Here is a 13,013-nt window from a genome sequence, read left to right as displayed (position 1 = left end):
CGGGCTTTTTTTTAGATCGGGAACGGTTGTTAATCGGGCGCCCCGAGATTTATCTCAACAGTAGCATTTACGAACGCTTACACTGAATATTCAGGTGGCTTCTATACCGTTGCTGGCTGCGCCAGATATGCCTGACTGTAGCGTCGAGCCCGGCTGTAGATCTCACGAGCATCGGCTATAAGATTTGCCAGTACATCGGGGTGAATAGCCTGTTTCGGATCGTCACCGATCCCTTTCTTTGCATCGACATGCGATTCGATGACCAGTCCGTCGGCTCCATACGATACGGCGGAAAGGGCGGCATGAGGCACGTAGATGGCCCGGCCGACCGAATGAGAAGGATCGACGACGACGGGCGCCCACGATTTCTGTTTGAGCAGCGGCGTAATGCTTTCGTCGGGATGGTTGCGATATCCGTCAAGGTTCGGCAGGGTGCCGCGCGGGCAGAACATAACGTTCGGGTTCCCGTTTGCGACGATGTACTCGGCGGCACAGATGAACTCATCGATCGGGCCCATATGCATGCCGCGTTTCAGTAAAACGGGAGTGCCGGATTCGCGAGTCAATTCGCCGATCTTCTTTAGAAGAGAATAGTTAAGCGCATTGCGAGCGCCGACCTGTATCATATCGACGCCGGCATCAAGAGCGATACGCAGCTGATCTTCGTCCATGACCTCGGTGTTCACGGGAAGCCCGGTTTCTTCTCTTGCGCGCATGAGAATATGGATGGCCTCGGAGCTACCCTGATAGGCGTGGGGACTTGTGCGCGGCTTCCAGACGCCGCCGCGGATAACGTCGGCACCGGCTTCTTTTACCGCATGCGCCGTTTCGATGAAGAATGCGGGGTTCTTCGGATCTATGGTGCATTGCCCGGCACAGACGAACAATTCCTGTGCAAGCGTCTTGCCGCCGATCTGAATACGGTGACCGGCAAGGCCCGACTTCATATCCATCAGCTTGTAGGGAGACTGTATGGTCTCGACCTTTGAAACGTAAGAGAGGCCCTCCAGACGGTTGATCATCAGTTCATGACGCTCATCGCCTTTGATAGCGTACACGCTTCGCGTTTGTCCGGGAATGGGCGTGATGGTGCAGCCGAATTCGTGTACGATCGCCTGAACTTCGGCGAGCTGGTCGGCGGTAAAATGGGGGTCTCTTGGGATGATCATGAAAGGCTCCGTTTTCAGAAAAACAAAACGAAGGAAGGGGGTAAATAAAAAAACCCGCACGTCGTGTGCGGGTTTGCGGCGACAGGGCCGACTTCCTTTAGTTTGAAGAAGGCCTGTCGTTGATCGATTGAAAATCAGTGTCTCAGGTAAACCTTCGCGTTATGCCCGCCCGCCTTGAAGAAGTTCTTCGAGAACTCGATCACTTCGGTCGGATCATAATGGGCGCAGCTGAAGATATCGAGATAGATTCGATTCGTCAGGTTTGCGAAGTGTCCCGAAACAAGCGACGTTTCAATCAGCTGTACGAGCGAATAGCCGGCAACGCGCTCATCGGCGCCGAAGTGCACGATGATAGGCTCGCCGAAACGATTCACTCCGATGCGCTTGCACAGCTCTACCGTATAGGCGTAGATGGCGTCACGGTCGCGCATGATGTCGTGATCGCAGTCCGACAGATCAAGAGCGGTGACAAGACCCCAGGCGCCGGTTTCTTCGAAGGCCAGGCTTTTCGCCAGATCCTGCGGCTTGAGATCCATTTTCTTCGCAAGGTACGGGCTGAAGTAGCCGTCATAGCGCTTCTGAAGCTCGGGAAGCAGATAGTCCGTTTCACGAACGATGCTGCGGCACTGGCGAGAACCACATTCGCATGCAAAGTTCTGCTGACGCGCTTCGGACATGGCGTAGTCTACCGTAAGCTCTTCGCCCGGCATGATGTCGCGCATGGCCACAAGCGTAACCTGTCCGCGGAAGCCGAGATTCGGGTCGCACGAATGGTTTACGAATTCGGCCTCTTCGACGGCGTCGAGAGATTCCGGGCCCATGAAAAGATCTTCGTCGACCTGAATCATGTAGCTGCGCAGATCGTCAGACGCCTCTTCGCGTTCAGCGCCGGAGTAGATCTTGCCGCCGCGAACGACGACAACGGTGTCTTTGGAAATATGCTCTTTAGCAAACATGCCGCGGCCGATATTGCCTGTGGCACGCACCTCCGCAAGCGGAGAGATGTAGGAAGAGCTCGTAGCGGTTCTCAGCATGCTGCACCTCCGGTTACAGGTTTGAGATGGTCAAAATTGACTTCCTGCAGCCTGAGCTCTCTGCGACGGGCAGGATTCAGGATGCCTCTTGGCATATACTCCACAACGAAGTCCGAAGCTTGAAACGCTTCGGTGAGCATTCTCATCGAACTCTCTATATCCATATCATGGTTGCACGTGTAAAAATCCAGTGCCGCATAACCGAGTTCCGGCCATGTGTGGATACTGAGATGGGATTCGGCGATGACTATGACCCCTGATACGCCCTGGGGTGCGAACCGGTGAAACCGGCTGTCGATAATCGTTGCTCCGGCTCTTTCAGCCGCGCTCAGCAGTGTGCCCTGTATAACATCGAGGTCGTTCAGAACGCTCTTATTGCAATCATAGAGCTCGATGATATAGTGTTCGCCAAGAGGGTCTTCCATTCATTTTGCCTCCTACAGCTATGAACTGAAAATGAACGTTACCTATACGTTTTTTTTCCTGTATATCAAAAAACGGTTTTTTGGTCCGTTAAATTATAAAAAAATCCCCGGAGTCGGCCATAAGCCGAAAAAAGCTCCGGAGATCCGTCTTGCTGAGCTGTAAGTAAATGGAAGAAAGCCCGTTTTCGCTTCTTCCGGTTTCTGTTTCGCTTTCCTTAAAGAAATGCGTTCTTCATTGCTGAGCTTTACTTGATATCCCAGATTTCTCCTGAGTAAAGCAGCTTCTTAAGATCGCCGGGGCCTTTCTTCTCGGTCACAGCGGCTACCTGGCGCTCTATATCGGCCTCATAAACGGGCCGGCTTTCGGCGTAGAGAACGCCCATCGCGACCGGAATCTCTGGATTGTGCTCGGCATGTATGAAGGCATGCAAAAACGCCGGATCGTTCTCGTTAAAGACGGAAACCTCATCGCCATTCGTCGCGGCGTTCACAACCTCGAAATGGCCGGCCTTGAGGCTCAATCCCTTTTCGTTGTCGCGGCCAAAAAGCATCTTCTGACCGTGCTCGAGCGTGATGGTCTTTTCGATTCGATGCTCGCGATCGGTGACGTCATCGAAAACGCCGTTGTTGAAGATCACACAGTTCTGGAAGATCTCGATAAACGACGTTCCGCGATGCTGCTGGGCACGCCGAAAGACGTTTTCCATCAGCTTCATGTCTTTGTCGTTTGCGCGAGCGATAAAAGAACCGCCGGCGCCGTGAGCGACCCGAACAGGCGAGAAGGGAGTGTCAAGCGATCCTTCCGGAGTGGACTTGGCGACGGTTCCTCTTGCCGATGTGGGCGAATACTGCCCTTTTGTGAGACCGTAGATCTCGTTATTGAACAGTAGAATGTTCATGTCTACGTTGCGACGCAACACATGAATGAGGTGATTTCCACCGATGGAGAGCGAGTCTCCGTCGCCGGTGATCAACCATACGGAGAGGTCCTCACGCATGATGCGCAGGCCCGATGCGATGGACGGCGCTCGACCGTGAATCGTATGGAATCCGTAGGTGTTCATGTAGTAGGGGAATCGCGAAGAGCATCCGATGCCCGACACAAAGACGATCTTTTCTTTCGGGATGCCCAGCTCGGGCATGACCTTCTGCACGGCCGAGAGGATGGCATAGTCGCCGCAACCCGGGCACCATCGTACTTCCTGATCCGAGGAAAAATCCTTTTTCGTTAGAACCTGGCTCATAATGGTATTCTCCTCAACCTTTCAGCGCTTCGCGGAAGGTATTTTCAAGCTCATCTACGGAAAGCGGACGACCTGTAACGCGGCCGCAGGGACGTGCATCGACGAGGAACTGCCCTCGCAGGATGAAGGCGAGCTGTCCGGTGTTGATTTCGGGAACGAGGATCTTCTTGAATCCTTTCAGGATGGATTCAAGATTCTTCGGGAAGGGGTTGATGTAGCGGATGTGAGCATGCGAGATCGCATGCCCTTCGCCACGCAGTCTTTCGACAGCTTCGCGGATCGCTCCGTATGTCGATCCCCATCCGACGACAAGCACATCGCCCTCGGCCGACGGAAAGACGTCCTGTTCGGGAATGGCGTCGGCGATGCGTGCGACCTTTTCGGCTCGTTGCTTCACCATACGCTCGTGGTTTTCACCATCATAGCTGATGTTTCCGGCCTCGTTTTTCTCAAGGCCTCCGATACGGTGCTCGAAGCCGGCAAGACCTGGAGGCGCCCACGGACGGGCAAGCGTGCCTTCTTCGCGGGAGTAGGCCTTGAACGTGGAGCGATCCGTCGACTCAGACACGAGATGATTCTTGATCTTCGGCAGCGCTTCGATGTCGGGAAGCTTCCAGGGCTCGGAACCGTTTGCAATATAGCCGTCGGTCAGCAGCACGACGGGTGTCATGAATTCAAGGGCGATGCGAACGGCTTCGACGGCCATCGTAAAGCCGTCCGACGGTGTTGCCGCCGCCAGCACAGGCATCGGTGACTCTCCGTTTCGACCGTACATAACCTGTAAAAGATCGGCCTGCTCGGTTTTTGTCGGCAGACCCGTTGACGGGCCGGCACGCTGCACGTCGACGATGACGACCGGTAGCTCGGTCATGATGGCAAGGTTCATCGCCTCAGATTTAAGTGCGATACCCGGACCGGACGATCCCGTCATGCCGATCGTTCCGCCATACGAGGCGCCGATCGCTGCGCACATGGCTGCAATCTCGTCTTCGGCCTGGAAGGTACGCACGCCGAAGTTCTTGTAACGAGAGAGCTCATGCAGGATGTCAGAGGCCGGCGTGATCGGGTACCCGGCATACAGGGCGGGCAGGCCGGCCTGATGAGCGCCCGTAATAAGGCCAAGAGCGACGGCTGTGTTGCCGGTGATATTACGGTAGGTTCCAGGAGCGAATTGTGCTCTGTGCACTTCGTAGCGCGTTTCAAAGAGCTCGATCGTTTCGGCGTAGCTATGACCCGACATCAACACGCTGACGTTCGCCTGCGATACCTCGGGCTTCTTTGCGAACTTCGATTCAATCCAGCGGACCGTAGGCTCCGGATCGCGCTGAAAGAGCCAGTAAGCGATACCGAGGGCAAACATATTCCGGCAACGGTCCATGTCGCGGGCAGAAAGGCCGGAATTCGCAAGAGTACGTCGCGTGGATTCGGTGATCGGGACGGGAATCACCCGGTATTTCTGTTGTAGCTCCGGATCTTCAAGCGGACTCGTCGCATAGTCGACCTTCTTGAGATTACGATCGTCGAACTCGTCTGTGTTAACGATGAGGATGCCGCCTGTCTTCAGATCCTTTATGTTGGCCTTTAACGCCGCCGGATTCATCGCCACCAGCACGTCGACCTTCTCGCCGGGCGTGTAGATATGCGTGCTGCCAAAATGAATCTGAAAGCCCGATACTCCGGCCGTCGTGCCCTGCGGCGCGCGGATCTCAGCCGGAAAATCGGGAAATGTCATCATATCGTTGCCGGCCATGCCGGTAACCTGTGTGAACTGCGAGCCGACGAGCTGCATTCCGTCGCCGGAGTCGCCCGAGAATCGAATGGTGGCAGAGAGAAGCTTCTCTGTCTTACGTGTTGTCTGGGAATCCTGCATTGAGATCCTCTCCTCTCAAATATGATGGTGCCTTTGACGAAGACCTTTTCGGGTCATCTTCAGGGGCGCAGATGGCGCGGCCGTCGGGCTACCGACCCTGTTCACGCGTTTTACTGGAATACTGTTGAATTTACTGATGAAGGACGTGTTTTGAGAAAGGCCACATGCAGAACGACAGACAGGAGAATGAGTAACCGGTATTACCCCTGAAAGAATGGGAAAAGGCGTTGTGCGGCCCGAAAGGGGCTCAATAAGAACCATGGGACTCGACCAGACTCCGAAAGCCATCTTACCGTTCAATATAAAAAAAGAAAGGAAAAAGCGCCATGCCATTACTCTTACGTCATGGTCGATGTTGTCGGAATAGTCCCTTCGAGAAGAACGGTATTATGTCATTGCCGTTTGATGATTCTCGAATAAAAGAACTGAGAACCATTCACAGCCGTCATTCCTGGCTTCCCTTCACACAGATGAAGCTGGCTCCGGAGCCGCTGCTTGTAGAAGAGGCCAGCGGAATCTGGCTCACTCTTTCAGGGGGGAGGCGGGTCATTGATGGAGTCGGCTCCTGGTGGGTGAATACCTACGGGCATTGCAACGCCACCATAAACAGGGCGCTTGCCGACCAGGCGTCCACGCTCGAACACGTCATCTACGCAAACTTCGTTCATGAGCCCGGTCTGCGACTCGCACAGGCATTGAGTGAGCGCACATCACATCATCTGCCGCGCGTGTATTATTCGGATAACGGTTCGACGGCGATGGAAATCGCTCTGAAGATGGCCTATCAGTTTTTCAGAAACAGGGGAGAGGTTCGCGATCGTATCGTCTGCCTTGCAAACGGCTATCATGGCGATACGTTCGGGGCGATGGCAGCGGGGGCGCGATCCATCTTTCATACCGTCTTTGAACCGCTTCTCTTTTCGGTGGATCATCTTGCAGCGCCCTCCTGCTCGCAACAGGGGCTTGACGACGAGGGCGTTGGCCTTGCCGAGATGCAGCAGGCCTTACTGTCGCTGGAAAATCATTTCGAGCAATTCGGCGATCGCATCTGCTGTCTTGTGCTCGAGCCGCTGATCCAGGGAGCGGGCGGGATGAATTTCTACTCGCCGGCATATCTGAAAAAGGCAAGAGAGCTCTGTGATCGATACGGAGCTATTCTAATAGCTGACGAGGTCTTCACGGGAGCAGGGCGCACGGGGCCTTATTTTGCCTTTGAACGGGCCGGTGTCTGGCCCGACATCGCAGCGCTCTCCAAAGGCCTCTCGGGCGGCTATCTGCCCTTCGCGGCCACACTTGCATCAGAGCGTATTTACGAAGGCTTCTTGAGCGATGATCGCATGCATACGCTCTATCATGGACATTCGATGACGGGAAGCCCTCTCGGATGTGTGGCTGCCCTTGCCTCACTCTCGCTTTACGATAATCTGCAAATCGGCGATCGATTGCAAAAGACCGAGGCCTTGCATCGGCGCGGGCTGGCCTCATTGATGCAATCGGCCGGTGAGCTTCTGGGTCGTCCGCGATGCATGGGATCGGTGGCCGCCTTTGATATTACGGCCGATCTGCCGTACGGCGTGCCTGTTTCTATGAAGATCAGCGAGGCCGCCCTTGACGAAGGCCTCTTTATTCGTCCGCTGGGTGGAACCGTTTATCTCTGCCCGGCCTTTATCGCAACGGATGCAGAGATCGCAGAGATGTATGATGCACTTGGCCGACTCGTAAAGCGTCTGCCTCAGATCTTGCGGATGTCGACGTAAGAGCCGTTCGGTGACGCGAAGATGCGATCAAGGGCGTCGATGATACGTCGTGCCGCCGTTGCGCCGTCGGGCATATCGGCCGTGCCGCGAGCGGCAAGCAACCGATTCAGAGCGGGGAAGCGCTGCGGATCTTCTTTTGCAAGCGTATCCTGCATCGCCGTGTGAACAAGGCCCGGCGCGAGCGATATCCATTTCTTATTCGGACGTTCGGCGGCATAGAGCTGAATCATCATGTTAAGAGCTGCCTTTGAGATAGAATAGGCATTCCATCCTCTTGCGCCGTTCTGCGACGCTCCGGAGCTGATGGCCAGGATGCGCGAAGGTCCGCGAAGCTTACCCTGTTCTTCAAGCGATAGAAGCGTATCGATCATTACTTTATTGGCCCAGACGTTCACCATCATCGTTTGTTCGATCTCTTCAAGCGGCGTTCCGTACAGATCGCGAATCGGGCCGAGTATACCGGCATTCAGGATCAGCAGATCGAGCTCGACGGGCTGTGGCTCTGATGAGACGGCCTGTTCGATGATTCGGGGGATGCTCGCTACATCGGCAAGGTCAAGAGTGATGTGCCTGTAACGGTCATCGACGATGCTGCCCGGACGCCGACTGAATCCTGTGATCTGATGAGTGCTCAGAAGTGACTTCACGAAGCCTTCACCGAGGCCTGAGCTTGTTCCAGTGATCCACGCTATGCTCATAAACTCGATTTCTACTATGGCAGCGGGAGGGCAAGGAATTACAGGGCCGGCTTGACAGTGCGCCCGGCGACGCCGATCTGACGGAAATGGTATTCAATTCTACCATATTCGTTCTGCTCTTCCTCTTCGTATTTCTTCTGTACTGGTTCCTGCCCATTCGCGGCAAGCACTCACTGATTATCGTCGCCAGCGTGCTTTTTTATGCCTGGTATTCCGTTCCCTTCTTTATCATGTTTATTACCGTGCTCGGCGTGAACTATGCTGTGGCTATGAAGTTGATCGAGCAGCGCGGACAGGGCAGACCTTCGCTGGCTCTGCTCTGGCTTGCCATCGGTCTCGACCTTTCGATCCTTGCGTTCTTCAAATACTTCTATCTCTTCGCCTCAAGTGCCGGCAACCTGTTCGGAATTCCGTATCTTATCGATATCAGGGCGAATCTGCTTGAAGACTACAATCTGAAGATCATCCTGCCGATCGGCATCAGCTTTTATATCTTTCAATTGATCGCCTTCGTCGTCGACTGCTATCGTGGAACGATTGCCGACCGCATCGACTTTCGACGTTTTGCCGTTTTTATCCTGTTTTTCCCGCAGTTTATTGCCGGTCCGATTCTTCGAGCGACGGACTTCCTGCCGCAGATCGATAATCCGACGTTGACCGTCGACCGCCTGCGTCGGGGAATGCTGCTTTTGATTTTTGGAGCGATCAAGAAGATCCTGATCGCCGACCGCATCGGTGCTGAGATCGCCGGAGCGTGGCAGAATCCGGCCGGCTACGACGCTACCGTGTATCTTCTTCTTCCCGTCGCCTTTCTCGGGCAGATCTTTGCCGACTTCTCGGGATATACTGATATGGCGCGGGGCATGGGCAAGCTGCTCGGTTATGAGCTGCCCGAAAACTTTAAAGGCCCGTTCTTCTCGAAATCCATGTCGGAGCTGTGGACGCGCTGGCACATCACGCTGTCTTCATGGCTTCGAGACTACATTTATATACCGCTTGGCGGCTCACGTCGCGGCGAATGGCAGACCTCTGTTAACCTTTTTATTACGATGGCGCTTGGCGGATTCTGGCACGGGGCTACCTGGAATATGCTCATCTGGGGCGCTTTTATAGGCACGGTTCTGATCATCGAAAGAACTCTGCGTTTAAAGCAGGTGCGACTTCTGCCTGAAGGCCGTTTCTTCAACGTTCTTCGAATCTGTTATACCTTCGGACTCTTCGCGTTCTCGGGCGTTTTTTTTGCTGCGCCGGGTCTGGAGCAGAGTATGACTCTGCTTCGAGGCGTAGCGCTCTGGGAACGAGGGCTTCCGCTTCCGGGATTCGGAGCGGCTCTTTCGTTGACGGTTCTTGCTTTCCTGGCCAATATTCCCGGTTATTATGATTCTGTGAAGCAGTGGATCGTCGATCGTCCTGTTTTACAGAATGCTGCGATCGTTTGCGGCACCTTTCTCACGGGCATACTGATTTTCATGTATGGAGACGTCGCCGGCGCCTTCCTTTACTTCGCCTTCTGATTCAGAACCCATCGTTCGATAATACCGTCGAGTTGAAGCCGGCCGACCTCGTTCCACTGAAAAAGGTCGTCGTCGACGAAAAAGCCATGACCGAGACTCGCTTCTTCTTCGAAGAAGGCCTGCACGTCGTCGGCTCGCCGGCTTCCGTTCTCTTTCAAAATACGCTTCATCCAGGAAGGGCGAAAGGGGATCGTTAAGCGAAAGAGGTTGAGCGGTAGATCGATTTCGACCTCGTGTTCGTTCTTTGTGGCGGCAGCAGGCTGGGCGCTCCATCGGTCGATATTGCGCACGTTGCCGTAGCGGAATCGTCCGTCGAAGCCGTGTGCTCCAGGGCCGAGACCCATATACGGTTCATAAAGCCAGTAACGCAGATTGTGCCTGCACTCGAATCCCGGCTTCGCATAGTTTGATATTTCATAGAGTGTATAACCATAATCCGACATGACGGAGGGAAGCGTCTCGAAAACCCGCTCCTGAAGCGCCTCGTCGGGCGATGGCATCGATCCGTCACGGACGCGAGTCGCATAACCGGTGCCTGCCTCTTCGGTAAGAGAATAGACCGACAGATGCTCCAATCCGACTGTGGCGACGCGATGAAGGTCGGTCATGAATTCGTCGAAGGTCTGGCCTGGAAAGCCGTAGATCAGATCGACGCCTCTGGAGCGAAAGGGCGACCGGCAGAGAATGTCGAGCATGTCGGCATAGCGGGCGGCGTCGAAAAAACGGTTCATCGTCCGCAGATGCCTTTCTGAGAAGGTCTGGATGCCGGCGTTGATGCGCGTGATGCCGATTTGCGCGAGTTCTTCAAGATACTGTTCAGTCAGGTTTTCGGGGTTTCCTTCGAGTGTGATCTCGCAATCGGGCGAGAATGAGAACCGTTCTTGAAAGAGATCGAGCATCTGCCTGAGCGCCCAGGCCGGAAGCAGGGAGGACGTTCCTCCTCCGAAAAAGACGGAATCGACTGCGGAAAAGCACTCAAAATCTGGAAATCGCGCCTGCCATTCCTGTTCGATACCTGTAAGGAAGGCGCGGATCGGTGCTTCACCGTCGAGGGGAACGGAGTAAAAGTCACAGTAATGACACTTTTGAAGACAATAGGGAAAGTGAATATAGATCCCGAGCGAGTCGGGCCTTCTGAGCAGCACGAATATAAGAAGGAGAGGATTGCGCTTCTGTCAAGAGTAACGTTGCAGGGAAAGAGTTGACGCTGGCGGAATGCAAAGTAGAATGCTGTGCGGAGTCAAAGTAACATGAATCAGGTAGAACAGCCGGCCGTCGAGAGCGGAGTTCGCATCAGAACCTACCCCGTCTATATTCCGGGGCATTCTCGTCCCGAAGAGAATCGCTTTTTTTTCTCATATACGATCGAGATTACGAACGAACGATCGACGCCCGTTCAGCTGCTTTCGCGTCACTGGATCATCATCAACGGCGATGGAGAAAGCGAAGAGGTAAACGGGCCGGGCGTCGTCGGCAAGACGCCGACTATTCAGCCGGGTGAAAGCTTCGTCTACACAAGCTTCTGTCCGCTCAATACCTCATGGGGCACCATGGAAGGCAGCTATGCCATGCGCGATAGCGAGGGCAATCAGTTCGAGGCGCCTATCGCACGATTTATCCTTGCCTGGGATTCCGAGGCCCAGGCCGATCCCGATATGCCGCTTGATCTTCCGCCCGTTGATTGAACGCCGACAGGCATCCGTCGAGCTCGAGTCATTTGATGAGGCCTGTTTATTCGTTTATGGATGTATTCTTACTTTTAAAAAAACAGGAGAGAATGACAATGAAGAAGATCTGGATGCTTGCCCTTATTCCCGCAATAGCGCTTGGCTCATGCGGCAAGAGCAACGAACCGACGGCCGCTCAGGCCGAGAAGATGGCAGAAACAGGTAAGAAGATCTGTGAGAAGATGTTTGAGTGCATCGATGAGCAGCTTCAGACTATGCCGGCCGAACAGCGCGAGATGGCCCGTTCGATGATGGGCGGAAAAGAGGCCTGCTATAAAGAGTATGGCGTAAATGAAACCGGTGACGCGGCAAAACCCGAGAAGATCGAGGTTCAATACACGAAAGAAGAGCTTGATCTCGCCATTCAGTGCATGGAAGAGATCACAAAGACATCCTGCCAGCAGCTGATGTCTGAAGAAGGCCAGCCCGCATCTTGTAAGAAGTTTGCAGAGATCGCCGAGAAGCGCGAAAAGAAGTGACTTCAGAGCCCGGTACTCGGGGCTCATAACGCTCAAAAACGGCTCGCCCAGGCGGGCCGTTTTTACTTGACCGATGAATGCCTGACGCTGACCTCTTTCAGGGTTGTTGCTAATCCGGGAGGGGCATTGTACGCGAATAAAAAGATTCTTGTGACCGGCGCCGGCGGCTCGATCGGCTCGGGCCTTGTGCAGGCTCTATCTGAGGCCGGCTGCAATCTCGTTCTCATAGATCATTCTGAATATCTGCTCTTTCAGACGTTGCAGCGTTTCCCTGCGAAGTCGTATCTGGCCGATCTGCGCGACAGAGAACGCGTGGCCTCCATTTTTGTAGCGGAGAAACCCGACATCGTCTTCCATGCCGCCGCTCTCAAACATGTACCGCTCATGGAAGAGAATCCGACCGAGGCGATCAAGACGAACGTGCTCGGCACGAAAAACCTGATCGAGCTCAGCGTCGAGGCCGGCGTCGAGCGCTTCGTCTTTATATCGTCTGATAAGGCGGTGAAGCCTGCTTCGGTGATGGGAGCAAGCAAGCGTATCGGCGAGATGCTCTGCTATCATTACAGGGAGCATGGAAAGACCGTCTTTACGGCCGTGCGCTTCGGCAACGTGCTTGGCAGCTCGGGAAGCGTTATCCCCCTCTTTAAAGAGCAGATCGATCGCGGCGGTCCCGTCACCGTAACCGATAAAGACATGGAGCGCTACTTCATGAGCATCAGGCAGGCCTGTCGGCTTGTGATGAAGACGGGCGAGATGGGGCGCAGCGGCGAGATCTATCTGCTTGATATGGGAGAGCCCGTACGTATCTACGATCTTGCGCGGGCGATGATCCTCGCCGAAGGGAAGATGCCCGACGTCGACATCGAGCTCAGAGTAACAGGACTGCGGCCGGGCGAGAAGCTGCGTGAAGAGATCTACCGCGATAGCGAGGCGACCGGTCCGACCGACGTGCCGGGCATCCGCCAGGTAAAGATGATCGGCAACCCCGAAGGCTTTGAGGCCGATCTGGCGAGACTGCTTGAAGCAAAAAGCGGCGAAAGCATTCGAGCGCTGTTCGCCGCCATGATCGACGATTATCGCAAGAGCGACGGTTAGT

The 13,013-nt window shown here is 54.7% G+C and carries 12 protein-coding genes; 5 read left to right on the top strand and 7 right to left on the bottom strand.

Going from position 1 to position 13,013, the window contains the following annotated elements; all coding sequences use genetic code 11:
• Positions 1-101: 101 nt before the first annotated feature.
• The 5 genes from LEPIL_RS02790 to LEPIL_RS02765 all read right to left on the bottom strand — a co-directional run bounded on the left by LEPIL_RS02790 (position 102) and on the right by LEPIL_RS02765 (position 5,742).
• The gene (locus LEPIL_RS02790; protein WP_002769724.1) at positions 102-1,169 is read right to left on the bottom strand and encodes a 3-deoxy-D-arabino-heptulosonate 7-phosphate synthase; all 1,068 of its coding nucleotides are present in this window, start codon (positions 1,167-1,169) and stop codon (positions 102-104) included.
• Positions 1,170-1,303: 134 nt separating this feature from the next.
• On the bottom strand, positions 1,304-2,203 hold the full coding sequence (locus LEPIL_RS22795; protein ID WP_002769722.1) for an S-adenosylmethionine decarboxylase: 900 nt from the start codon (positions 2,201-2,203) through the stop codon (positions 1,304-1,306).
• Positions 2,197-2,628, bottom strand: a complete 432-nt coding sequence (gene speD / locus LEPIL_RS02775; protein WP_002769720.1) for an adenosylmethionine decarboxylase — start codon at positions 2,626-2,628, stop codon at positions 2,197-2,199. The genes LEPIL_RS22795 and speD overlap by 7 nt, the downstream gene beginning before the upstream one ends.
• A gap of 245 nt (positions 2,629-2,873) precedes the next feature.
• Complete coding sequence (locus tag LEPIL_RS02770; protein WP_002769716.1) at positions 2,874-3,872, bottom strand: 2-oxoacid:ferredoxin oxidoreductase subunit beta; 999 nt, start codon at positions 3,870-3,872, stop codon at positions 2,874-2,876.
• 13 nt (positions 3,873-3,885) lie between these two features.
• Positions 3,886-5,742, bottom strand: coding sequence for a 2-oxoacid:acceptor oxidoreductase subunit alpha (locus tag LEPIL_RS02765; protein ID WP_002769714.1), 1,857 nt, complete (start codon positions 5,740-5,742; stop codon positions 3,886-3,888).
• Positions 5,743-6,131: 389 nt separating this feature from the next.
• Here LEPIL_RS02765 and bioA point away from each other — a divergent pair, with 389 nt between their 5' ends.
• Positions 6,132-7,499, top strand: coding sequence for an adenosylmethionine--8-amino-7-oxononanoate transaminase (bioA, locus tag LEPIL_RS02760; RefSeq protein ID WP_052608125.1), 1,368 nt, complete (start codon positions 6,132-6,134; stop codon positions 7,497-7,499).
• Here the strand turns inward: bioA and LEPIL_RS02755 are convergent.
• Entirely contained in the window at positions 7,475-8,197 is a 723-nt protein-coding gene (locus tag LEPIL_RS02755; protein WP_002769709.1) for an SDR family NAD(P)-dependent oxidoreductase, read from the bottom strand. The two genes, bioA and LEPIL_RS02755, sit on opposite strands and share 25 nt — an antisense overlap.
• An 86-nt stretch (positions 8,198-8,283) precedes the next feature.
• On the opposite strand from LEPIL_RS02755, the gene LEPIL_RS02750 reads away from it, so the two are divergent.
• Positions 8,284-9,711 (top strand): MBOAT family O-acyltransferase, encoded by a 1,428-nt coding sequence (locus LEPIL_RS02750; protein ID WP_002769706.1) that lies wholly within the window; start codon positions 8,284-8,286, stop codon positions 9,709-9,711.
• On the opposite strand, the gene hemW is transcribed toward LEPIL_RS02750, so the two are convergent.
• Complete coding sequence (gene hemW, locus LEPIL_RS02745; protein WP_002769704.1) at positions 9,696-10,856, bottom strand: radical SAM family heme chaperone HemW; 1,161 nt, start codon at positions 10,854-10,856, stop codon at positions 9,696-9,698. The genes LEPIL_RS02750 and hemW overlap by 16 nt on opposite strands.
• A 105-nt stretch (positions 10,857-10,961) precedes the next feature.
• Here hemW and apaG point away from each other — a divergent pair, with 105 nt between their 5' ends.
• From apaG to LEPIL_RS02730, 3 genes are all read left to right on the top strand, one after another.
• On the top strand, positions 10,962-11,396 hold the full coding sequence (apaG, locus tag LEPIL_RS02740; RefSeq protein ID WP_002769703.1) for a Co2+/Mg2+ efflux protein ApaG: 435 nt from the start codon (positions 10,962-10,964) through the stop codon (positions 11,394-11,396).
• A 98-nt stretch (positions 11,397-11,494) separates the two neighbouring features.
• Positions 11,495-11,917, top strand: coding sequence for an LA_2478/LA_2722/LA_4182 family protein (locus LEPIL_RS02735; protein WP_002769702.1), 423 nt, complete (start codon positions 11,495-11,497; stop codon positions 11,915-11,917).
• A gap of 126 nt (positions 11,918-12,043) precedes the next feature.
• The gene (locus LEPIL_RS02730) at positions 12,044-13,012 is read left to right on the top strand and encodes a UDP-N-acetylglucosamine 4,6-dehydratase family protein (protein WP_002769701.1); all 969 of its coding nucleotides are present in this window, start codon (positions 12,044-12,046) and stop codon (positions 13,010-13,012) included.
• Position 13,013: the final 1 nt, after the last annotated feature.

It is taken from the genome of Leptonema illini DSM 21528 (assembly GCF_000243335.1).
Classification (GTDB): Bacteria; Spirochaetota; Leptospiria; order Leptospirales; family Leptonemataceae; genus Leptonema; species Leptonema illini.
This window is presented reverse-complemented; position numbering and strand designations above follow the sequence as displayed.

Bases quoted from the DNA above. Each gene is read 5' to 3' on its own strand.
- LEPIL_RS02790 (WP_002769724.1), bottom strand. From the start codon at position 1,169: ATGATCATCCCAAGAGACCCCCATTTTACCGCCGACCAGCTCGCCGAA.
- LEPIL_RS22795 (WP_002769722.1), bottom strand. From the start codon at position 2,203: ATGCTGAGAACCGCTACGAGCTCTTCCTACATCTCTCCGCTTGCGGAG.
- speD (WP_002769720.1), bottom strand. From the start codon at position 2,628: ATGGAAGACCCTCTTGGCGAACACTATATCATCGAGCTCTATGATTGC.
- LEPIL_RS02770 (WP_002769716.1), bottom strand. From the start codon at position 3,872: ATGAGCCAGGTTCTAACGAAAAAGGATTTTTCCTCGGATCAGGAAGTA.
- LEPIL_RS02765 (WP_002769714.1), bottom strand. From the start codon at position 5,742: ATGCAGGATTCCCAGACAACACGTAAGACAGAGAAGCTTCTCTCTGCC.
- bioA (WP_052608125.1), top strand. From the start codon at position 6,132: ATGTCATTGCCGTTTGATGATTCTCGAATAAAAGAACTGAGAACCATT.
- LEPIL_RS02755 (WP_002769709.1), bottom strand. From the start codon at position 8,197: ATGAGCATAGCGTGGATCACTGGAACAAGCTCAGGCCTCGGTGAAGGC.
- LEPIL_RS02750 (WP_002769706.1), top strand. From the start codon at position 8,284: ATGGTATTCAATTCTACCATATTCGTTCTGCTCTTCCTCTTCGTATTT.
- apaG (WP_002769703.1), top strand. From the start codon at position 10,962: ATGAATCAGGTAGAACAGCCGGCCGTCGAGAGCGGAGTTCGCATCAGA.
- LEPIL_RS02735 (WP_002769702.1), top strand. From the start codon at position 11,495: ATGAAGAAGATCTGGATGCTTGCCCTTATTCCCGCAATAGCGCTTGGC.